The sequence below is a fragment of the Cribrihabitans marinus genome, from assembly GCF_900109035.1.
In the GTDB taxonomy this organism is placed as follows: domain Bacteria; phylum Pseudomonadota; class Alphaproteobacteria; order Rhodobacterales; family Rhodobacteraceae; genus Cribrihabitans; species Cribrihabitans marinus.
In genome coordinates, this window is the sequence record NZ_FNYD01000008.1 from 243,481 (window position 1) to 264,113 (window position 20,633).

Genomic DNA, 20,633 nt, shown 5'->3' on the forward strand with positions numbered 1-20,633 from the left:
GTCGTCATGCGGCCCGCGCCCAATCGCGCGCGGCGGCGTCCGCGGATGTGTCATCACCGGTTACATCGACCAAATCCTCCATCTGCTGGACCAGCCGCATCTTGCCCTCGGGCTCCAGTGCGGGTGTCAGGCCGCGCCTCATCCCCTCGATGTCGGACGCCTCGACAACACCCGCAAGCATGACCTCGAAGACGCGCGGATCCGGTTCCTTTACGGTCAGCATGCCATTTGTCCTCCCTTTCATTCTTCAATTACTCGTCGTCGGCACCGGCCAGTCCGGCCAGTCCGGCCAGCATCCGGCGGTAGTCCTCGGGGCTCGACAACGGCACGCTGCCCGGCGGCAGGCCAAGCAACCGGTCGCAGGTCAGGCCCTCGGCCCGCATCCGCGCATCCAGACGGCCCGTGCCAGCGTCGATGTCGCCCGCTGCGGCGAGGGCTATCGCATCCAGAAGGACGGCCTGGCGCCCCTGCGACAGCCCGATGACGATCTCGGCCGCGAGCCTCGGGTCGGCCACATCGAAGACGCCTTCCCGCGCGCCGTCGGCAATCATCTCCTCCAGGATGGGCGCGACGGCCTCGGCGGTTGCATTGAAAACTCTCTGGTAGAGGATGTCATTGCCCGGACGGATCAGGACTTCTGCGACAGCCCGCATCTCCGCCGCATGTTCGGCCTTCCAGCGCAGCGAGCCTGCCAGAAGGGCGTTCAGACGGGCGAGTGCGTCGCCAGAGGCGCGGTTCCGTGCCTCTTCGGTCGCGGCGAAAATCTGATCGGTCATGCGCGCCACGATACCGGTCAGAAGATCTTCCTTGGCGGTAAAGTGGTGATAGAACCCGCCTTTCGAAATCCGTGCGGCCTCCAGCACGTCCGCGATCGTCACAGTTTCCCAGCCGCGCGCCATAAACAAGCCTTGCGCCGCATCGAGGATCGCCTCGCGCCGTGCATCCGGGGCCATCCGGCGATGCGATTCTTTGGTGCTGTCTTGATTCATTTCGGCGGCGTCCCCACAAAACAGACCGACGGTCGGTATGTAAAAGGGATCAAGCTTGATTGCAAGCGCGGTACCCTCAAGCGCCGCAACAAAAGACCAAGAGATATACATCAGCGGGGCCAATCGAGAGCTCATAACTGTTGCACAGAAAACCGTTGAGCGGACGTTCATTGTAGCCGCAGCGAAAGAGCATATTGTCCCGCGAAACCGTGAGTTCGCCGATTTTCATAATTGGCGGTCGCAGCGAATTGCAGGAATGATGGGCTGCACCGCAGCATCCATGACCTTGGTGGACGGCAGCTTTGGGACGTTTGTTCCAAGTGCTCCAATCTTGCGAGCAATAATGCCATGACCGATCTTACGGCGGCATGGAGCCCTTTTGGACAATTCGTCCTGTTGCAGCGAATGGCCGCTCCCGCGATCAGCCATAAAGGTGCCAGAACGACGAAGGTTTTGCGTAGGGGTTTTGTCTGGTCCAACCGACTGACGTAGTTAGCACGACAGGAGGATCAGAAATGCCCCATTGTGCAACACGCTGTTAGGCAACATTGGCTCAATGACGCTAAAGGTAGGTGTGCCCTAGCGCAAATTGTCAGCACTTCGGCACTGCCTCAGCAACAGCGCCATACGATCCTGAGCGGCTTCTTCGGAGCGTCCTTCCGGGTTTGCACGGAAATCGTGGCCTCGGACGCGCAAGCACGGTGCAGCAGCGTCTCGATCCCGCGGGCGCAGGCGCGAAAGACATGCCGGCCGGTGCAGGTTTCGAGGACGAACCCCTCGAAATCGCCATGGCAGTCGTAGTGGAGTTCGGCGACCTTGCCGCAGATGCCATCGTCCTTGTTCCCGCCGGGTGAATCTCTCACGCGCGGAAAGTCGCGTTGCGGGCTGATCTCACCCGAATTGCCGCCGAGGCCGTCGATACGGCCCGCGATCCCGACGACATAGCGTTCGAAGACGGGCCACCAGCGGTCGTTTCCCTCCATCCCGGCTTGGATCGCGCGCAGGACGCCGAGCTTGCGTTCCTCCGCCGCCAGAAATACTGGGCTGTGGCGGACGGGGATGCGCACTTCGATCCCACCCATGATGAGCCAGGAGCGACCCGCGATCTGTTGAAGAACCGCGCGGTGCATATCGCCCGCCGTTACGCCGTCCGGCAGGCGGAACGAGATGAGCGACGGGATCGGCTTCGTCAGTCCGCCCGGCACGGGAATGAACGTAACATCGCCGTAGCTCGCGCGGATCGTGTGGTCGTCCACCTTGTGGAGAGGATTGGCCGTGGGCCGGCTGGCAGCCATGTCGAGAATGCGGTCCGCATCGATGGACGGAAAAAAAGGTCGATCTCCGTCCCCTTGGGCAGCGTATGCCACCAAATGATGAGTTCATCCGGCCTGAGCCGCCCGTCTGGGCTGATGACGGCGTCGGTGCTGGGAGTCTTCGACGGCTGGATCATCATCGTGGAATGGATGGTTCGGCTGCCGGCGCTTCCGGGGTTGGACGAATTCTCGACGATCAAGTTGCGCTGTGAGAGGTTGTCGCTGGTGCCCGGCGTGTCGCCGAAATTCCCGGAATCGTCCTCGTAGTAGATCTCCGCGACGAGGCACAGGTGATTATTTCGCAACGATTCGAACACCGACCGCAACGGGCCGCCGGCGAGGGGGGCCTCCGAATAGGGCCTGTCGCCGTTCGGGTAGTGGGGAAAGTGATGCTCGGTCTGGTTGATGTCGAGCCAACATCCGAAATAGGCCGTCGATTCCGCCGACCCTTCGGCGGCCAGCGTTCGGGTGTTGAGCGGGTTCTCCTGCTCGGTCGCGCTCCGGCCTGGCGTGTAGCGCGGGGCGGCGAAGAAGGGCATGGAGATGATCTCGCCTTTGTTGCCCCCGGTCATGCCCAGAAGGCCGACAGTCTGTCGCTGTTGTGCTACCCAACGCGCCCTCGGCCGTTGTCAGAGTTTCCGCCCTTCGATCAAGTGCACGGGCTGGTATCGTGCGCTGATTTCATCAGTTCCGCCGGTGCATTGTTCCCGATGGCGCTGTGCGGTCGTTCCTCGTTGTAGTCTCTACGCCAAGCCTCCAACTCTTCGGCCGCATCTTCAAGGCTCATGAACCAATGGCTGTTCAGACATTCCGCTCGGAACCGCCCGTTGAACGCCTCGATGAAGGCGTTGTCTGTCGGTTTTCCCGGCCGCGAGAGCCGCTTCAACTCGGAAGGCATCAGCCCTGCATACATCTTCTTCCAGTTGAAGAACGTCGCCGAGCTGATCCCGGCCTTCCGACAGACCTCTGCGACAGACGTTCCATCCTCCGCCTGCTTGATGATGAACGCCTTCTGCGCGTCCGTGAACTTCGATGCTTTCATGCGTTTCCGCTCCTCTCCCAGCCAAGAGATTCATACGGAAAGCTCCAACCAAAATCGGGCGCGTTTTCGGGGATCACATCAGCCCACCGGGTCTGCTGTGTCGCCTTGCTCACCGCCGCCGCGGGGGATGGCGCCGTCAGGTGCGACCTGTGTCTTCGAACCGGGCAAAGGCCTCGGCGTAATCCGGGTGCCAGCGGGACAGGGCCGGGCGGTTCTCCGACACGTCGCGCACCGCCCATTCGACGCGGCGGCGGTCGCGGGTTTCGTCCACGTCGTTGTCGGGGCACAGGATGTAGAAATCCCCCTTTGCCATGCGGTCGATGAAATAGTCGACCGTCTGTTCGCTCGTCCAGGCCGAGGGCGGCTTTTCGGAGATGAAGGACGCGATCATGCCGGTATAGGTGAACCCCGGCACGAAAAGATGGGCCGTGATGGGCGCATCGGCCTGTCTCAGCTCATGCGCCAGCTGTTCGGTCAGCACTTTTACGGCGGCCTTCGAAACGTTGTAGCCGGGGTTGCCGGGCGGTGAGGTGATGCCCTGTTTCGAACCGGTGTTGATCACCACGGCCGGCCGGTTCGCCGCGATCATGCGGGGCAGGAAGGCGTGAACGCCCCTGAGAACCCCAAGGAAATTCACATCGAGAAGCCGGCGCCAATTGTCCAACTCCGTCCAGGCGGTTGTGGCCAGGCCGATGCCGGCGTTGTTCATCAGGACGGCCACCGGACCCGTGGCAAAGGCCTTGTCCGCCAGCGCGTCCATGTCCGCGTCCTGTGAAACGTCAGTGGGCACCCCCAGCACCTCGGCCCCGTCACCCGCGACGGAACGGACCTCGGCCACCGCCTCGTCAAGGGTGGACCCCGACAGATCCGCTAGGATCACGCCCATCCCGGCCTGGGCAAAGCGCAGGGCGGCAACCCGTCCGACACCGCTGGCCGCGCCGGTGACGACAGCAAGCCCGCCTTCGCTGATGGCGTTTTGGTACATGGTCAACCCTCCGCTGTTGCCCCGTCACGATCCGGCGGGGCTGCGACGAGCATAGCAGAGTTCAGGGGCGCTGTTGACCGATCGATACGGGCCTTTCGTCCCGCCGACCGTCAAACGGGAGCGCGAGGTCAGCGCGCGCGCCGCGCCCGGGATTGCAGCCTTTGGCGCTTCTCCTCCAGGACTTCGCGGCGCGGGCGCCACTTGTAGCTCTTGTCGGCCTGTGGCGTGGACCAATAAAGCGCACCGCCATAGCGCCAGGGATCGACCACGATGCCCTCATACATGGTCTCGCCCCGCCGCGAGATGAGGGCGGTGGAATGGTCGATGCGGAAGGCGACATCGGAATTGGCGATGGCGCGGTGAATCTGCAGCGTCTGGAAATTCTCGGCCTTCAGCCGCGCCTCCATGTCCTCGGCCCATTGCCAGCACAGCCCGCGCGGGCGCAGCCCCATGTTGACCTTGGAATTGTGCACGATCGGCGGGTCGCTGACCTGGTATTCCTCGCGCAGACGCAGCGGATAGTCATAAGAGATGCGCGCGGCGCGGGCGGCCTCTTCGGGATCGATATCGGGGCCCAGCGCCATCAGCGCCATGGTCAACCCGGCGACATCGCGATCCTTTGCGGGGTCCTGCGCGGCGCAGCCGGCAAGGCTCAGCGCCGCCAGCACCGTCAGAGTGATGGCCAGAATTCTCATGTCCGGCTTTCCTCCTGCTTCCGGGCGCTCATGTTCGGTTCCGGCCCGCCTTCTCGTCGATCCCGCTGGTGCCGCTGCGCCGCGCGAGTTCCGACAGAACGTCGTCGAGCGCGACATCCCGCGCGGCCAGCATGACCAACAAGTGATAAAGCACATCGGCGGCCTCGGCGGCAAGCCGTCCGCGATCGCCGCGCACCGCCTCGATGATCGCCTCGACGGCCTCTTCGCCGAACTTCTCGGCGGCCTTTTCCGGCCCCTTCGCCAGAAGCTTGGCAGTCCAACTGCTCTCGGGATCGGCGGTCTTTCGGGCCTCGATGGTGGCGGCCAGGTCATGCAGAATGGTCATGTCAGCCTCATCGGAATGCCGGCGGCGGCCATGTGGGACTTGGCCTCGCGGATCGAAAATTCGCCAAAATGAAAGATGGACGCGGCGAGAACCGCGCTGGCGCCGCCTTCGGTCACGCCTTCGACCAGGTGGTCGAGCGTGCCGACGCCGCCCGAGGCGATCACCGGCACGTCGACCGCGTCGGAGATGGCGCGGGTCAGGGCCAGGTTGAACCCCGCCCGCGTGCCGTCTCGATCCATCGAGGTCAGCAGGATCTCGCCGGCGCCCTTGGCGGCGACGGTGCGTGCAAAATCCACCGCATCGATGCCGGTGGGCCTGCGCCCGCCATGGGTGAAGATTTCCCATCGGCCGGGGGACACGGTCTTGGCGTCGATCGCGACCACGATGCACTGGCTGCCGAACTGGTCGGCGGCGGCGGCAACCACATCCGGATCGGCCACGGCGGCCGAGTTGAAGCTGACCTTGTCCGCCCCGGCCAGCAGCAGGGCGCGCACATCCTCGGGGCTGCGCACGCCGCCGCCGACCGTCAGCGGCACGAAACACTGCTCCGCCGTGCGTTGCACTACGTCGAACATGGTGCCGCGATTCTCGTGGGTCGCGTGGATGTCGAGAAAGCAGATCTCGTCGGCGCCGGCAGCGTCATAGGCCCGCGCGGCATCGACGGGATCGCCGGCATCGCGCAGGTCCACGAAATTGACGCCCTTGACGACCCGGCCGTCGGCCACGTCGAGGCAGGGGATGATGCGGGTCTTGAGCATGGCCTTGCTGTCCTTCGGGGTTCACGGGATTGTTTATGTGCATTTGGGCCGCGAGGCCAGAGGATGCGGGCAGCATCGGAACAGGACGAGAGGGTTTGCCATGAGACAGATGATTGCAGCCATTGCATTTGCCGCGGCGGCGGTCCCGGCGGCGGCATCCGAGGACATCGTGAAGGTGAAGGCCGGCGGCGATGTGGCCGCGACGATGGACGCGCTCGAGGCGGCGGTAAAAGGGGCCGGCGCCACTGTCTTTGCGCGGGTCGATCACGCGGCCGGTGCCGCCGGTGTCGATATGGAGCTGGCGCCCTCGCAGCTGCTGGTCTTCGGCAACCCCAGGCTGGGCACACCGGCGATGCAGGACGCGGCCCTGGCGGGGCTGTTCCTGCCGCTCAAGGTCCTGGCCTATGAGGATGCCGAGGGGCAGGTCTGGCTGGCCTACGAGGATCCCGGCGAAATGCTGGACGATCTGGGCGGGGTTCCGGACGGTGCCGATTACGTCGAGAAGATGCGCGGCGCGCTGGGCAAGCTGACCGCCAAGGCGGCCGGCGGCTGACGATCCGGCCACGCCCGACGGGGGACGCTGCCCCGAGGCACCAAGCCTGGCCATGTGTGACCTGTCGATTGGCGCCCTCCGGCAACGTCTGAATCCGGCGTTGCCGGGGTGAGGTCTCCCCGTCATCGGGCCAAGAATACCACCGCCGGAGGCATCGAGGATTCCATTGGAAAAGCGATGAACGGCAACGGTGCGGCACGTTGCCCCGGCGGTGGCTCTGTTGTAGGTCTCGTGCCGGGCAGCCGATCCGGATATTTCGCATGACCAACCACATCAGCCATATCGAACTCGACGACCGCAACCTGCCGCCGCCGACGCCGGAGATCGAGCAGGAGCGCAAGGTCGCGATGTACGACCTTCTGGAGGACAACACCTTCAGCCTGCCCAGTCGCGACGACCGCGTGGCGCCGGGCGGGCCGTATCGTGTCAACCTGTCGATCCGGGACAAGCGCCTGGTCTTCGACGTCGATACAGAGGACGGGCGCAAGGCGGCCGAGTTTCACCTGTCGCTGGGGCCGTTCCGGCAGGTGGTCAAGGATTACTTCCAGATCTGCGAAAGCTATTTCAACGCGGTCAAGACCCTGCCGCCCAGCCAGATCGAGACCATCGACATGGCGCGGCGCGGAATACATGACGAGGGCAGCCGCGTGCTGCAGGAACGCCTGCAGGGCAAGGCCGAGATCGACACCGACACCGCCCGCCGGCTGTTCACGCTGATCTGCGTGCTGCATTTCGGGGGCTGAAGGTGCCCCGGCCGCTGCCCCAGTCGGTGCTGTTCTGCTGTGACCACAACGCGGTCCGCTCGCCGATGGCCGAAGGCATCACCAAGAAATTCTATGGCACCGGCACTTATGTCCAATCCGCCGGCGTCCATACCGACCTGGAGATCGACGGGTTCAGCGTCGCGGTCTGCCAGGAGCTTGGCGTGGAGCTGAGCCGCCACCGCTCGCGCTCGTTCGACGAGATGGAGCAATGGGGCGACGATCTGGGTTCCTTCGACCTGGTGGTGGCGCTGTCGCCGGCCAGCCAGCGGCGCGCGCTGGAATTGACGCGCTATGCCCATCTCGACGTGGAATACTGGCCGATCATGGACCCGACGGGGCTGGGCCAGACCCGCGAGGAGAAGCTGCACCACTATCGCCAGACGCGCGACCAGATCATCCACCACCTGACCGAGCATTGGGGCCCGCCCCGGGAGGACGCGCCATGAGCGAAACCGTCAAACGCTATTTCGATGCCTTCAACGCCGGCGATACCGCCGCCATGCTGGCCTGCCTGACCGAGGATGTCGCCCATCACGTGAACGAGGGGCAGATCCGCACCGGACGGGAGCAGTTCGCCGCGTTCTGCGCGCATATGGACCGGTGCTATCGCGAGGAGCTGACCGAGATGGTGATCTTCGCCACCCCGGACGGCAGGCGCGCGGCGGCGGAATACATGGTCAACGGGACCTACCTGCAGACCGATGCGGGCCTGCCTGAGGCGCGCGGCCAGACCTATCGCCTGCCGGCCGGGTCGTTTTTCGACCTGCGCGACGGCCGGATTTCCCGGGTCACGACCTATTACAACCTGGCCGACTGGATCCGGCAGGTCTCGGATGGCTGAGGTCACCGATGTCCGCGTCCTGACCGGCCCGGCACTGGAGGCGGCGCTGGACGACGTCGCCCGGCTCAGGATCGATGTCTTTCGGGACTGGCCCTATCTCTATGACGGGGACCTGCCCTACGAGCGGAGCTATCTGCAGCTTTTTCGTGACAGTCCCGGCGCGGTCCTGGTCGGCGCCTTTGCGGGCGGGCGCCTTGTGGGCGCGTCGACCGGCACACCGCTGTCGGATCATGCCGAAGATTTCGCCGCGGCCTTCGCGCCCACGGGTCTGGACACGGCGGAGATATTCTATTGCGCGGAATCCGTCCTGCTGCCCGCGTATCGTGGGCAGGGGGTCGGGCATCGGTTCTTCGACCTGCGCGAGGCGCATGCCCGCCGTCTGGGGTTTGCGAGATCCGCCTTCTGCGCGGTGCAGCGTGACGCGGATCACCCACTTCGCCCTGCGGACACAGCACCGCTGGATCCGTTCTGGCGCGCGCGCGGCTATGCGCCGTTGCCCGGTGTCGTGGCGCGGTTTTCGTGGAAGGATGTGGACCGGGTCGAGGAGACGGTGAAGCCGTTGCAGTTCTGGATCCGCGATCTCTGAGGCGGTGGCTCAGAGGACCCCGATCTCGGCCAGCGCACGGCTGAGATCGTCAGGCAGGGCGTCCTCGTCGGCGCGGGCCCTGGGCAGGTCGCGCGGGCTGTCGCCGGGTTCGAGATAGCGCCAGCCCTGGAACGGGCGCTTCAGGGCCGTCTGCGTGCGGTGCAACTCCGGATCGAGCACGATGGCGCATCGGCGGATGCCGTCCTGGCCGATCACTTCGTCCAGGCGCAGGATGCGCTGGCGGCACTGGACGCTGCCCTTGATGACCCAGTAGATCGATCCGCCGTTCAGGATCCGGGCCTCCTGCTTGGGCCACATGCGGGTGACGTGCCGGGGCAATCCGTCCTCGGTTTGCGCCCGCCGTGTCTCCTGCCACATGGCAAGGCTTTCGACGGTTTCGGTCCCGACGCTCAACTTGATGAGATTCACATGGTTATCCACAGAGTCGCCCCCAGCGCTTGGCTTATATTGTAGGCCTTGTGCGTCCAACTTCAAACTGTTGTGGCTTTCGCCGGATTTCGGTATCCTAGAGGGCCGCCCCGCTGCTCAGGAATCAGCCGATGACCCGCTTTGCCGCCCCGATAGCCGAACAGATCTGGGACATGAAATACCGCTTCAAGCAGGCGGATGGCACCCCCATCGACCAGACTGTCGAGGACAGCTGGCGTCGCATCGCGCGCGACCTGGCCTCGGTCGAGGCCGATCCCGCGGCCTGGGAGGAGAAGTTCTATTCGGCGCTGGAGGATTTCAAGTATCTGCCGGCGGGCCGCATCACCGCCGGCGCCGGCACCGCGCGGCGCGTGACCCTGTTCAACTGTTTCGTGATGGGCACCATCCCCGACAGCATGGGCGGCATCTTCGACATGCTCAAGGAGGCCGCGCTGACCATGCAGCAGGGCGGCGGCATCGGCTATGACTTCTCCACCATCCGGCCCCGGGGCGCGGCGGTGTCGGGGGTGGCGGCGGATGCCTCGGGCCCGCTCAGCTTCATGGATGTATGGGACGCCATGTGCCGCACCATCATGTCGGCGGGGTCGCGCCGGGGCGCGATGATGGCCACCATGCGCTGCGACCATCCCGACATCGAGGATTTCATCTCGGCCAAGTCCGACCCCGCCCGGCTGCGCATGTTCAACATGTCGGTGCTGGTGACCGATCCGTTCATGGAGGCGGTCAAGGAGGACGGCCCCTGGGAGCTGACATTCGGCGGCAAGGTCTATCACACCGTCCAGGCGCGCGACCTGTGGAACCGGATCATGCGCGCGACCTATGACTATGCCGAGCCGGGCGTGATCTTCATCGACCGCATCAACGCGATGAACAACCTGTCCTATTGCGAGACGATCTCGGCCACCAATCCCTGCGGCGAACAGCCCCTGCCGCCCTATGGCGCCTGCCTGCTGGGCTCGGTCAACCTGGCCCGGCTGGTGTCGGACCCGTTTGACGAGGGCGCCGCGCTGGACGAGGCCGCGCTGGGCGAGTTGGTCGCCACCGCGGTGCGGATGATGGACAACGTGGTCGACACCTCGAATTTCCCGCTGCCGCAGCAGGCCGAAGAGGCGCGCAACAAGCGCCGCATCGGGCTGGGCGTCACCGGGCTGGCCGATGCTTTGCTGATGATGGGGCTGCGCTACGGCTCGGACGAGGCGGCGCAACAGACCGAGCGCTGGTTGCACGCCATCGCCCGCGCCGCCTACCTGGCTTCGGTGCAGCTGGCGAAGGAGAAAGGCGCCTTTCCGCTTTTCGATGCCGAGGCGTTCCTGGCCAGCGGTGCGATGCAGCAGATGGACGAGGATGTGCGCGATGCCATCCGCAGCCACGGCATCCGCAACGCCCTGCTCACCTCGATCGCGCCCACCGGGACGATCAGCCTCTATGCCGGCAATGTCAGTTCGGGGATCGAGCCGGTGTTCGCCTATGCCTATACCCGCAAGGTGCTGCAGAAGGACGGCTCGCGCACCGAGGAAGAGGTGGTGGACTATGCCGTGCAGATGTGGCGCGACAAGTTCGGCGATGCCGAGTTGCCGGATCACTTCGTGAACGCCCAGACGCTGGACCCGGCCGATCACGTGCGGATGCAGGCGGCAGCGCAGAAATGGGTGGACAGCTCGATCTCGAAGACCATCAACTGCCCCGCCGATATCGGGTTCGACGCGTTCAAGGATGTCTACATGCAGGCCTGGGATCTCGGCTGCAAGGGATGCACAACCTACCGGCCCAACGAGGTGACCGGCAGCGTCCTGTCGGTGAGCGAGACCGCCGATGCCGCGCCGGGCGAGGATGCCGACGCACCACAGGCGGTGGATGGCGGCGACGTGATCTACATGTCCGAACCTCTGGACCGGCCACAGACGCTGGAGGGCAGCACCTACAAGCTGAAATGGCCCGACAGCGAGCACGCGATCTACCTGACCATCAACGACATCGTCATCAATGGCCACCGCCGGCCCTTCGAGGTGTTCATCAACTCCAAGAACATGGAGCATTTCGCCTGGACCGTGGCGCTGACCAGGATGATCTCGGCGGTGTTCCGGCGCGGCGGGGACGTGTCCTTCGTGGTCGAGGAGCTGAAGGCGGTGTTCGACCCGCGCGGCGGCGCCTGGGTGCAGGGCAAATACATCCCATCGATCCTGGCCGCGATCGGCGGCGTGATCGAACGCCACATGATCGCCACCGGTTTCCTCGCCGGCGAGGGCATGGGGCTGAAGACCGACCCGCAGGCCCAGGTCGTCAACCTCGACGCCCCGCGCGGCAAGGCCTGCCCGTCCTGTGGCCAGTATGACATGGTGATGATCGAAGGCTGCATGACCTGCCGAAGCTGCGGCCACAGCAAGTGCGGATAGGGCGGACGCCGTTCATTCGTGTTCTGACTACCAATTAGTGGCCACCGGCGGGCTTCGGAGGTCCATTTTGCAAGCGAATAAGGTCAATCGGGCGAAAGAGCCCGATTTTCCGTTATATCCGCCATTTTGCGCATGACCGCGCGTTCGGCTCTGTCCTGAGGGATATGGGCACCGGAAACTGGCGGCAGAAATGGTTTTGAGAATTTTTCTTCGGCTTGGTTATGGCCGGTAGCGCTCTTGTGCTGGTGGCGCCCCTCCGCTGCTGCTCACCGTGGACCAGTTTGCCAGGAAGAGCACATCAGCGCACGTTCCGACGACTTGCCGAGAAGTAGATGAGCGATATCGGTAGATATAGGACCAAGGAACGCCAGGCACAAAAAAGGGCGGCTTGCGCCGCCCTTCACCGAAGTGCATGTAATTCCCTATTTCGAGCGCCAACGTTGCAGCGCGGCTTCTATACGACCGTATGCGCGCAGCGCATCGTGTCTCGAATGATGGCCATCGCAGAATTGGTGTCCGTAGATGTCCGCGCCCGTATCGTTGATCCCGTAGCCGAGCGCCCGGAACGCTTCGTATGCCACTTCAGTCAGCGGTGCCGGATGTCTTGGCGAAGTCATGACGGTGACGCCAGCGATATCTCGGCCGACATTCGTGTAATGCCGGTCCACCCAGACATGAACACGAGACGGTTTGTACTTCTCGATGATCCACAGCGTAACGTCGCAGATGTCATTCTCCATCCCTAACTCATCGGGATAAAGGCTCAGGCGGCGCTCGCGCACCACTTGGAGGGCGCAGCGCATCTCAGTCTCAGTCGGCATGACGGAACCGCGCGAGTAGGTCGCTGACCCGCGCGCCATGCCAGAGGGTCATGTCGGAGGCCGGCAGACCTCGTTCATGACCGATCCGATCGAGCGTCGACGGTATCTGGTCGGCGAGGACGCGCTGGATGTCGCGCAGCGCGGCTTCGACGGCATCGGTATCCGGGATCGGCTGCCCGAAGGCGCTGTGCAGGTCGCAGAGCCCAGCGAAGCCGGCCGGGTCGTCGAGCGCGTCGAGCAGGTCGCAGAGACTCGCGCCGTGGCGGCGGAGGTGCTGCTCTACTGCATAGGCGGCGCCGAGACGCGCCTCGGCAATGTCGAGGGTGGTGGTGTTGAGCATGATGTTCTCCCTTCATGCGGTGGCGGAAACGGTGCTGGTGTGCCTGATTCATCGGCGTCATGTTTCGCCGCAGGGAGATGCTTGGGCGTTGGCAGGCTCCTTTCGGTTCGTGTCGATTGCTGGTTTCGTGTGCTGGTGACGAGAACATTGGTCGTTCATCGAGATGACGAAGAAGAAATCTGCCGGACACATGATTTTTTTCGTCGCGCCGCGCCGCTCACGAAGTTCCAAGACGGTGCAAGGCTGGGCCGTGGGCGTAGTGTTCGCCCACGGCGTGACGCCGGCCATGTAAACCGCACATGACCGGCGCCGCAGTTCAGGCCGCGTCCTGGTCCGTGAGAGCGAGCGCGATGGCATCTTGCTCGTCGTCCCGTTCGCCGATCTCGACCAGGAGATCATAGAGCCGATCGGTGAGCAGGCAGAGCTCTTCCACCTCCGGGCTGGCGGGATCGAGAAGCACCCAGGATGACAGGTCCGGTTCGAGATCGTCGACGACCGGATTGAGGGACAGGAGCCGGTGCAGATCGACCAGCCTGCGCCGCGTCGCCCGCTCGAGGCGCGACGCCTCGTGCAGCCCGGACATGAGGCGCAGAACGCGGGCCGTTCCGGCCTCGCCGTCGATCAGCCTCGCGGCGTTGCACAGCGCAGATCCGTGCTTGTCGAAATGCACGCGGACAGCGGTGAGTTGCAGATCTGCGGACAGCGTCTTCGCGGGGAGCTTGCGCAGCATGGTGTTCCTCCTGATTGTTGCGCGTCTGCCAGTCGTGGCAGCATCAAGCCTGTCCGCTGTCGTTTCGCCGAAATGAACCTCCTGTCTGTTGTCGGGCCTCAACGGCGTTTGAATCGGTCCCTCGACATGCAGATTGGCCAAGATCCCGCTGCACGAAGAAAAAAACTTCGTCCTGCCCGACAATGCTTGGGAATTCCCCTGCCAAAGTCGTCAACCGGCCCCATGATGCCGGATGACGATATTGGCTGGGGCCGTGATAAACCTCCCGGAGCGCTTGCTTTCCGCCCCGTCGGAAGCTTTTTCGGGCGCGTCGGAAAGGATCACGAGGGGTCGTTACCGCGAAGTGCGGAGGAATATTTTGCGGCTATCGGCGGGAAAATGTTTCCGGCTGACGTCGAACATTCCATTTCTTTCCTATGACGGACGGAATGAAGATGCCGTTCGGGACCGCACGATGAGCGAAGAGAAAGGAGGCAGTGCGAAATCCAGAACCACTGGACGCTCGTGAACAGTGTTGTGCATCACCGAAGAGCAGCGCGCTGCGGGGACCTGATCAGTCCCCAGAGGTGGTGGCATCCGCTTGAGCGGAAGCAACGACGTGCATCTCGGACAAATTCCCATACCATCTGTCGGAGAGGGCCGCCTTGGCAGCCCTCGCAGTCCCGGCCGCTGACGGGAGACGACCACGAGCGCGGCGGCGCTCGTTCCAAATGCCACAAGATACGACCTGACGCAGACATTGAAAACGGGGAGTTCCAATTCCAAACGGTGGTGCGAGATGATGCAACACGCGTGACGATCCGCAGTCGTCGCCGCACGCAGCACTGCGTAGGGTTTGTCCGCGATCACGCGCTCAAGTTTTTTCCAATTGAATGTTGTTCCAAAATCACCTTTGTTCTTGCGAGAGGTGACTGTTAATGCATCGTTTTTTCGATCCGAGCGTACATGATCGCGATGTGGTTTCCGTGGCTTTGCGCCCGTTTGATTCTCTTGAGGATCTATTTTCGCGTTCCGTTGTCTTCGATCTGGAAACCTCAACCGGACGGGATGGCCAAAGCTACCTTTGTGATGCCTCAGCCTTTCCAGCTGATTTTCCAATGGAAGAAGCGGCTAAGCGACGCAATATGTCTTTACGCTCTGTCGAGGCGGAGCTTGGCCGTCGGCAATTTGTTATCGGCCACAATGTTGCAGTCCACGACATCCCCGAGCTCGAAGACATGCTCGGCAAAAAACTCAGTGATCTTCAAGTCATCGACACGATCTGGCTTAGCCCTCTCGCCTTTCCCGGCAAAGCTTCGCATGCGCTGAAGAAGCCATACCTGTCCGAGACCAGCTTGGCAGACCCAGTCAAGGACTCTCAGGAAACGCTCGAACTGCTAAGAGCCGAGGTCAGTGCATTCACCAAGATGAACCGAGAGTGGCTCGAGATATTGCGATGGCTGTGTGCCCTGGGCACGGGTCATTTTGGCTACAAGGCATTCTTCGCTGCGGCGCTGGGCCCGCAGACAGGCGCTTCCGGCGAGAGCTTCGAGACCGTGCGGTTGGTGATAGACTCGATTGCTCGGCTCTTTCAGGGCGAAGTCTGCATGCGCGGCCTACACGACCAACTGGTCCACGCTTTCAAAACGAGAAATGGCTGGCCATTGGCGTGGGCTCTCAGCTGGGTGTGCCATCGCTCGGATCGACCATCTCCGGCCGAATGGCTCCTAAAAGGCAATCTGGGATTTCACGAAGCGCTCGACGATCTCGGTCGTCGGCGATGCAGCCAGTCGTCGTGCCATCGCTGTCGGCAGCACGCGACATCGCTCCATAGCATGCGCAGTTGGTTCCCGCCTGCCGAGGGCGAGACCCCGTGCTTCCAGCCGCCCCTGGATGAGAAGGGCATCGCCTACCAGCAGCGCGTGATGGACGCAGCCTTGGCACGGCGCTCTGCGCTGGGCATTCTCCCCACCGGCACAGGCAAGTCGCGCTGCTTCCAGGTGCCCGCCCTCGAAAACCACGAGCGCACGGGCGATCTCACCGTGGTGGTCTCGCCTCTGAAGGCCTTGATGGAAGACCAGGCTGCCAAGGCCGACGACCAGGGACTGCCGGGCGTTGCGCGGTTGCACAGCGACCTCGATGTCGTGACCCGCGACGAAATCCTCTCGGCCATCCGCGAGGGGCGAATCGCGCTACTCTACCTTGCACCGGAAAGCCTTGGCTCGAAATCGACCCGCACGGTGCTCGATAGTCGCCGGATCGGCATGTGGGTCTTCGACGAGGCGCACTGCATCCCGGCTTGGGGTAACGGCTTTCGAGGCGACTATCGACGAGCGCCAAAGTGGATCGCCGAGTGCGGCACCCGCGGCAGCGAGAAGGCCACCATCTTGTGCCTGACCGCCACCGCCCGCCCGGAGACCCAGAAAGGCATCCAGGCAGCCTTCAAGACCGGTATGGGCAGAACGCTCGCGGTCATCGACGGCGGCTCAGAACGCCCGAACCTCACCTACCGCGTGGTGCCCCGTGATGGGGAGGCACATGAGCAGCTGAGCGACATGCTTCGCGACCCGGAGCTATTGCCCGAAGGTGGCCAGGCAATCATTTATGCCTACAGTCGCAAGGACACCCAGCAGATCGCGGCCAGTCTCGGAGCTCTCGGCCACAGCGTGGAGTTCTACCACGCCGATCGCACCCCGGAGGATAAAGCGCGCGTCGAGCGCGACTTCGCCGAGGGGGGCCTACAGGTCATTGTCTCGACCATCGCCTTCGGCATGGGGGTCGACTGCCCGCGGGTGCGGCTGGTGCTCCATACCGGACCCTCGGCCTCCCTTGAGGCCTATGCCCAGGAAGCAGGGCGCGCCGGGCGCGACAAGAAGCCAGCCACCTGCATTCTCCTGCACGACCCAGAGGAGCATGACCGCCGCCTTGGTCTTTGCGCCCAAGGGCATCTCCATAAGGAAGACATCGATTCTGTCCTGGCTTATGTACTCGACATCCAGCGCCGCGTGCAGCGCAAGGCCAACTGCTTCCCACCAATCTCACTGCCCTACCAGGTGGTCGCTGAAGATGTGCTCGGGTTTCTGAAGGACTCGACCTACGAGCGCGCCGAGGAACTACAGAGATCAAGGGTCGACCGCATCGTCGATGAACTCGAGGCCCATGGCCTCATTCGCAAGGTGGGGGCCCAATCCGGATTTTCCCATCTCCGGGTCAAGAGGCAGGTTCTGGACGCGCTTCAGCGCGATCCCAAGGGTCTTACCCGCATCCAGACCCGGATCGTCCAGCACCTGTTCTCACAGGCGACCAAAGGCGAAGAGCCCCAGCTCCCCGACGATCTCGAGGAACTCGCGGATATCTGCGGCCTGCGAAAAACCGGCCGACTGAGGATCGTGCGCAAAGCCGTGACCGCCCTGCGAAAGCATCGCGATCTCCTGCATGTCGATAAGACCGTCGACATCAAGCTTGGCGGCGCAAGGATCGCGCCTCGTCTCGTCTCGACTTGGGCGGAGAAGAGCAATGCAGTGGTCGAGGTCATTATCGCCCTGTTCGAGGCCCGGGCCGCGGTGGAGGAGGACATCTTCGACGACACCCAGGAGATCAAGGTAGACGAGCTACCCGCCAAGCAGGCGCCGCGGCCATTCCAGATAACGCTCGCGGCGCTCCTCCAAAAAGTTCAGAACGAGCTTGAGGACGGTGTGCGCCTTACCGCCAAGGAGGCTCTTCAGCTTCTCGAGGAACTGCGCCGGCTGAAACTTATCGGCGTCAAAGTGGCACCGGCCAATCTGACGAAGCAGCTCACGATCTTCGCGCCCGAGCTCGAGCCGGACGACCTTCGGGCCCGGCTCGAACAACACCGTTCGCAGACCGCCCGCCTGTTCCAGGTGCTCGAAAAGCTCGCCGACGACGAGCGCCACCTACGTATCGAAACGGATCGCCTCGCCGAAGAAGTGGCAAGTTTCGACATGGATGTCGAAGGGACCTGGCGCGCTCCGGACGGCTCCAGTCTCGCAGCAGGAGCATCAGAGCGTCTCGTGAGGCGCCATCTGCGCCTACTAACGCGGATCAAGGCTCTCGACATCTCGGCCGGCCTCTTCGACAAGAAAGAAGCTATCCGCGTCGAGATCGCGCGACGCGATACCAACCTGACCGTCCGCTCCTACACACTGGAAATGTTCCGCACGGGGGTCGAGGCCTTCCAGGAGGAGGAGATCCGCCAGCTGCACCTCATGGACGGCTACGCCCGGCGGGTGCTCGATGTGCCGGATGAGGCGCCCGAGCTTCTCAAATCCTACTTCGCGGCACCGTCCAAGGAGAGCCTCGCGACTTTCTTCGAGGGCGAAGAGTTGAAGGTGGTTCGTGAAAACCGTCCCGGTCCTGTCCGGCGACAGATCGAGCTGCGCAGCAGGCTCGACCCCGAGCAGTCGAAAATCGTGCATGACGACACCAGCCTGAAAGATCTGCTGGTCCTGGCCGGCCCGGGCGCCGGCAAGACGCGGGTGCTGGTGGAGCGCATTGTCTGGCTTGTCGGCGTCGAGCGCGTACCACCCGATCAGATCCTGGCTTTGTGCTACAACCGGCGTGCTGCGGAGGAGATCAGCTCGCGCCTACGTGCAAAGTCCGCGCTTGGCCGGCGCGGCGCCGTCGTCTCGGTCTACACCTATCACTCCTTTGCCTTGCAGGTGCTCGGTCAGTCCTTCGCCGAGCTCTCGGATGAGGCGGTAGGCGAGGAAGTCGGGCTCACCGACACCGAGGCCGACAGCGGGCGCAAGGCCAGCGCCTTTGATCGCATCCTGGCGCGCGCCAGCGCGCGGCTGACCCAGCAACGCGATGACGGCGGTAATCTCTCGGACCTCATCCTACGGCGCTTCCGTTGGGTCTTCGTCGACGAGTTCCAGGACGTGACCGAGGACTCCTTCGCATTGATCAAGGAGATCTCCCAGCAAAGCCAGAAGAAAGCCGCGAGTGAAGCGCGCAGCGCGGCCGACCTCGTCAATGTCCGCTTCATCGCTGTCGGAGATGACGACCAGAACATCTATGACTTCGGCGGCGCCAGCGGGCAGCATATCCGCGCCTTCGACCGGCTGTTCAACACGCCCAAGAAGATGCCCGAGCTGACATGGAACTACCGCTCGAGCGGAGCCATCCTGCGTTGTGCGGCGGAGATCATCTCCTATTGCTCCGATCGCCTGAAGACCCGGGAGATCGAGATCGATCCAGGCCGGGCCCATGACCCGTTGCAAGGGCGCTATCACCGGCCGCGCGATCCTGATCTTGGACGTGTAACGGTCCTCGAGAATGCCGATCAAACCATCGAAAGCCACGCGGCCATCGCGACTGCCGAGCTACTGCGCCTGCGTGCCGCGGTCGGCAAGGAGAAATGGCGCTGGGCATCTACGGCAGTGCTGGTGCGCCGGCGCGCGCATATCCCGGTGGTCGAGCGCGCGCTGGTGGATGCCGGGATCGAGGTGTCGCGTGACCTCCAAGGACTCGTGCCAATGGCGCGCGTGAAGGAAGCTGTCCGGGTCAGGGAGTGGCTGGAGAAGAAGGAGCGCGTAGGTAGGGTGCTCCTGCCGGAGAACATCGAGCGGGTCGCTGGATGGCTGGAGGGGCAATACGGAAGCCTCTGGGCGCGAGCCGTGGCACAATGGCTCAGGGATTACCTGCGTGACCAGATAGATGCGGCTCAGGAAAGCTCCGAGGGACGCGAGTCAACTGATGACTTGCCGGTAGAGTTCTCGCCGCGCTTGGTGCTTGAGGAGTTCGTTGAATGGGCGCATGGCTGGCGACCAGAGCAGAACGGGGTGATGGTGCTCACCGCGCACAGTTCCAAGGGTCTCGAGTTTGACAATGTCGTCGTCTGCGATTGCGATTGGTTGCACAGGGTAACGATCACCGATGCAGATCGGCGGCTCTTCTATGTTGCCGCCACCCGGGCCCGATACAGCCTAAGCTTGGTGACGGGTGGCTTCATGGCACCAACGAGCCGGTTGATCTCGGTGACGAGATCGGAGCATCTCGCACCGCTCCATCTCGAACCGCACCTGCCTTCAGTGTCGGCTCAAGCCAAGGCGCCGCTGGTCCCCTGCTCCGTCCGCGAAGTCTTTCTGTCTTTCCCAGCCTGGGACGGGCCGCGCTGCACATCTGATCAAAAAACGCGGGAAAGAACCAAAGAGATCATTGCCGGGTTGAAGTCTGGCGACCGTATCCGGATTTCCAAGACCCAGGACCGGCAGGACCGGAACCCCTGGCATGTCTTCGCGCCGATTGGGGTTGGATGGCATCGGATCGGCAAGATGCAGAGGGACTTTGTCCCCGGAGTTCCTGGGGAAGAGGTTTACGCCCGGGTTTTTGCGCTCGTTCGCTGGCGCAAAGCGGACAGCCAGGAATATCTTCACGGCAAGATCTTCCTCGATGCTTGGTATACTGTGATTCCCGAATTGGAAGCGCTAAGGTGAGGCATTTCGTACATTGGGACACAGCCGCACTTGAAACGGGATGGGCGGCGCCACCATTTGGATGCCGAGCCAATATATTGGAGCAAAAGGCTGCCATGGGCTGCAACGCTTGGAATCATCCTTCGAACTGCAACTGTGGCTGGGGTGGGGACACAGGCGGTGGACATTCGGTCAGGCACTTTCATGCCCAAAGCGAAGCAACGGCTTATGCTCGAGGGGTTCTGGAATATCTCAATGTCAGAACTGTCTCGTCTCATTTCGTCAACCCCAACGCTCAATGTCCAGTATGTGGAAAAACCGTATTCTTTTACTCTAATCATCATGGAAGTCGTGTATTCTTTGATGAACTCGGTCCCCCTTGGCCCAAGCATCCCTGCACGGATAGTTCGCCGAGCGCGAGCGGCAAAGAGACCTCCAGAAACCGACCCCCTCGGCGGCCTGCCCACGAGATTGACGCGATCTTCCGCGCTGAGAAGGCTTTGGAAAACTCTGGCGCTTTAAGCTAATGGGATGAACTGCCTTCCCACCAACCCGCTGCTACCGTGGCGGGCATAGGTGGAGAGAGGAGCATCTGATGGACATCAAGGTTCTGG

General features: G+C 63.2%; 19 protein-coding genes and 2 pseudogenes. 7 read left to right on the forward strand and 14 right to left on the reverse strand.

Translation table 11 applies throughout. The annotated features are described in order from the left end of the window. Positions 1-4: 4 nt before the first annotated feature. The 10 genes and pseudogenes from BMX57_RS14880 to hisF all read right to left on the reverse strand — a co-directional run bounded on the left by BMX57_RS14880 (position 5) and on the right by hisF (position 6,128). Positions 5-223: a hypothetical protein gene (locus tag BMX57_RS14880; protein WP_092368740.1), complete on the reverse strand. Its 219-nt coding sequence runs from the start codon at positions 221-223 to the stop codon at positions 5-7. A gap of 28 nt (positions 224-251) precedes the next feature. Continuing rightward, the gene (locus BMX57_RS14885) at positions 252-1,112 is read right to left on the reverse strand and encodes a TetR/AcrR family transcriptional regulator (protein ID WP_229724255.1); all 861 of its coding nucleotides are present in this window, start codon (positions 1,110-1,112) and stop codon (positions 252-254) included. 488 nt (positions 1,113-1,600) lie between these two features. Continuing rightward, positions 1,601-2,245 (reverse strand): hypothetical protein, encoded by a 645-nt coding sequence (locus tag BMX57_RS14890; protein ID WP_177175471.1) that lies wholly within the window; start codon positions 2,243-2,245, stop codon positions 1,601-1,603. After that, complete coding sequence (locus BMX57_RS14895; protein ID WP_177175472.1) at positions 2,179-2,841, reverse strand: hypothetical protein; 663 nt, start codon at positions 2,839-2,841, stop codon at positions 2,179-2,181. Before BMX57_RS14895 ends, BMX57_RS14890 begins: the two co-directional genes overlap by 67 nt. Positions 2,842-2,951: 110 nt before the next feature. Beyond that, positions 2,952-3,176: pseudogene (locus BMX57_RS20895) on the reverse strand (integrase core domain-containing protein); the annotation flags it as partial. An 18-nt stretch (positions 3,177-3,194) separates the two neighbouring features. Continuing rightward, a pseudogene (locus BMX57_RS20900) lies at positions 3,195-3,344 on the reverse strand (transposase); the annotation flags it as partial. Between the two features lie 136 nt (positions 3,345-3,480). Beyond that, a complete protein-coding gene (locus tag BMX57_RS14905) occupies positions 3,481-4,329 on the reverse strand; it encodes an SDR family NAD(P)-dependent oxidoreductase (protein WP_092368752.1) in 849 nt (282 codons plus the stop codon). Positions 4,330-4,457: 128 nt separating this feature from the next. Next, positions 4,458-5,024: a hypothetical protein gene (locus BMX57_RS14910; protein ID WP_092368755.1), complete on the reverse strand. Its 567-nt coding sequence runs from the start codon at positions 5,022-5,024 to the stop codon at positions 4,458-4,460. Positions 5,025-5,052: 28 nt separating this feature from the next. Next, positions 5,053-5,370: a phosphoribosyl-ATP diphosphatase gene (locus BMX57_RS14915; protein ID WP_092368758.1), complete on the reverse strand. Its 318-nt coding sequence runs from the start codon at positions 5,368-5,370 to the stop codon at positions 5,053-5,055. Further along, entirely contained in the window at positions 5,367-6,128 is a 762-nt protein-coding gene (gene hisF / locus BMX57_RS14920; RefSeq protein WP_092368761.1) for an imidazole glycerol phosphate synthase subunit HisF, read from the reverse strand. Before hisF ends, BMX57_RS14915 begins: the two co-directional genes overlap by 4 nt. Before the next feature lie 100 nt (positions 6,129-6,228). Between hisF and BMX57_RS14925 the strand changes: the two genes are divergently transcribed. From BMX57_RS14925 to BMX57_RS14945, 5 genes are all read left to right on the forward strand, one after another. Continuing rightward, the gene (locus BMX57_RS14925; protein WP_373283109.1) at positions 6,229-6,681 is read left to right on the forward strand and encodes a DUF302 domain-containing protein; all 453 of its coding nucleotides are present in this window, start codon (positions 6,229-6,231) and stop codon (positions 6,679-6,681) included. A 260-nt stretch (positions 6,682-6,941) separates the two neighbouring features. Then, positions 6,942-7,424, forward strand: a complete 483-nt coding sequence (locus BMX57_RS14930) for a UPF0262 family protein (protein ID WP_092368767.1) — start codon at positions 6,942-6,944, stop codon at positions 7,422-7,424. A gap of 65 nt (positions 7,425-7,489) precedes the next feature. After that, positions 7,490-7,891, forward strand: a complete 402-nt coding sequence (locus BMX57_RS14935) for an arsenate-mycothiol transferase ArsC (RefSeq protein ID WP_373283110.1) — start codon at positions 7,490-7,492, stop codon at positions 7,889-7,891. Next, positions 7,888-8,286 (forward strand): ketosteroid isomerase-related protein, encoded by a 399-nt coding sequence (locus BMX57_RS14940; RefSeq protein WP_092368773.1) that lies wholly within the window; start codon positions 7,888-7,890, stop codon positions 8,284-8,286. The genes BMX57_RS14935 and BMX57_RS14940 overlap by 4 nt, the downstream gene beginning before the upstream one ends. Then, on the forward strand, positions 8,279-8,872 hold the full coding sequence (locus BMX57_RS14945; protein ID WP_092368776.1) for a GNAT family N-acetyltransferase: 594 nt from the start codon (positions 8,279-8,281) through the stop codon (positions 8,870-8,872). Before BMX57_RS14940 ends, BMX57_RS14945 begins: the two co-directional genes overlap by 8 nt. 9 nt (positions 8,873-8,881) lie before the next feature. On the opposite strand, the gene BMX57_RS14950 is transcribed toward BMX57_RS14945, so the two are convergent. Then, on the reverse strand, positions 8,882-9,313 hold the full coding sequence (locus BMX57_RS14950; protein WP_092368779.1) for a DUF1489 family protein: 432 nt from the start codon (positions 9,311-9,313) through the stop codon (positions 8,882-8,884). Positions 9,314-9,432: 119 nt separating this feature from the next. On the opposite strand from BMX57_RS14950, the gene BMX57_RS14955 reads away from it, so the two are divergent. Further along, entirely contained in the window at positions 9,433-11,715 is a 2,283-nt protein-coding gene (locus BMX57_RS14955) for an adenosylcobalamin-dependent ribonucleoside-diphosphate reductase (RefSeq protein ID WP_092368782.1), read from the forward strand. Between the two features lie 422 nt (positions 11,716-12,137). Here the strand turns inward: BMX57_RS14955 and BMX57_RS14960 are convergent, their stop codons facing one another. From BMX57_RS14960 to BMX57_RS14970, 3 genes are all read right to left on the reverse strand, one after another. Beyond that, positions 12,138-12,518 (reverse strand): hypothetical protein, encoded by a 381-nt coding sequence (locus BMX57_RS14960; RefSeq protein WP_092368785.1) that lies wholly within the window; start codon positions 12,516-12,518, stop codon positions 12,138-12,140. Between the two features lie 7 nt (positions 12,519-12,525). Then, on the reverse strand, positions 12,526-12,876 hold the full coding sequence (locus BMX57_RS14965; protein WP_092368788.1) for a hypothetical protein: 351 nt from the start codon (positions 12,874-12,876) through the stop codon (positions 12,526-12,528). A 316-nt stretch (positions 12,877-13,192) separates the two neighbouring features. Beyond that, complete coding sequence (locus BMX57_RS14970) at positions 13,193-13,606, reverse strand: hypothetical protein (protein WP_092368790.1); 414 nt, start codon at positions 13,604-13,606, stop codon at positions 13,193-13,195. A gap of 917 nt (positions 13,607-14,523) precedes the next feature. Here BMX57_RS14970 and BMX57_RS14975 point away from each other — a divergent pair. Beyond that, complete coding sequence (locus BMX57_RS14975) at positions 14,524-20,040, forward strand: RecQ family ATP-dependent DNA helicase (protein ID WP_092368793.1); 5,517 nt, start codon at positions 14,524-14,526, stop codon at positions 20,038-20,040. Positions 20,041-20,633 lie beyond the last annotated feature (593 nt).

Excerpts from the sequence above, each read along its gene's own strand:
- BMX57_RS14935 (WP_373283110.1), top strand. The coding sequence starts at position 7,490 with ATGGCCGAAGGCATCACCAAGAAATTCTATGGCACCGGCACTTATGTC.
- BMX57_RS14925 (WP_373283109.1), top strand. The coding sequence starts at position 6,229 with ATGAGACAGATGATTGCAGCCATTGCATTTGCCGCGGCGGCGGTCCCG.
- BMX57_RS14955 (WP_092368782.1), top strand. The coding sequence starts at position 9,433 with ATGACCCGCTTTGCCGCCCCGATAGCCGAACAGATCTGGGACATGAAA.
- hisF (WP_092368761.1), bottom strand. The coding sequence starts at position 6,128 with ATGCTCAAGACCCGCATCATCCCCTGCCTCGACGTGGCCGACGGCCGG.
- BMX57_RS14975 (WP_092368793.1), top strand. The coding sequence starts at position 14,524 with ATGCATCGTTTTTTCGATCCGAGCGTACATGATCGCGATGTGGTTTCC.
- BMX57_RS14895 (WP_177175472.1), bottom strand. The coding sequence starts at position 2,841 with ATGCCCTTCTTCGCCGCCCCGCGCTACACGCCAGGCCGGAGCGCGACC.
- BMX57_RS14945 (WP_092368776.1), top strand. The coding sequence starts at position 8,279 with ATGGCTGAGGTCACCGATGTCCGCGTCCTGACCGGCCCGGCACTGGAG.
- BMX57_RS14905 (WP_092368752.1), bottom strand. The coding sequence starts at position 4,329 with ATGTACCAAAACGCCATCAGCGAAGGCGGGCTTGCTGTCGTCACCGGC.
- BMX57_RS14940 (WP_092368773.1), top strand. The coding sequence starts at position 7,888 with ATGAGCGAAACCGTCAAACGCTATTTCGATGCCTTCAACGCCGGCGAT.
- BMX57_RS14915 (WP_092368758.1), bottom strand. The coding sequence starts at position 5,370 with ATGACCATTCTGCATGACCTGGCCGCCACCATCGAGGCCCGAAAGACC.
- BMX57_RS14970 (WP_092368790.1), bottom strand. The coding sequence starts at position 13,606 with ATGCTGCGCAAGCTCCCCGCGAAGACGCTGTCCGCAGATCTGCAACTC.
- BMX57_RS14930 (WP_092368767.1), top strand. The coding sequence starts at position 6,942 with ATGACCAACCACATCAGCCATATCGAACTCGACGACCGCAACCTGCCG.
- BMX57_RS14910 (WP_092368755.1), bottom strand. The coding sequence starts at position 5,024 with ATGAGAATTCTGGCCATCACTCTGACGGTGCTGGCGGCGCTGAGCCTT.
- BMX57_RS14880 (WP_092368740.1), bottom strand. The coding sequence starts at position 223 with ATGCTGACCGTAAAGGAACCGGATCCGCGCGTCTTCGAGGTCATGCTT.
- BMX57_RS14960 (WP_092368785.1), bottom strand. The coding sequence starts at position 12,518 with ATGCGCTGCGCCCTCCAAGTGGTGCGCGAGCGCCGCCTGAGCCTTTAT.
- BMX57_RS14965 (WP_092368788.1), bottom strand. The coding sequence starts at position 12,876 with ATGCTCAACACCACCACCCTCGACATTGCCGAGGCGCGTCTCGGCGCC.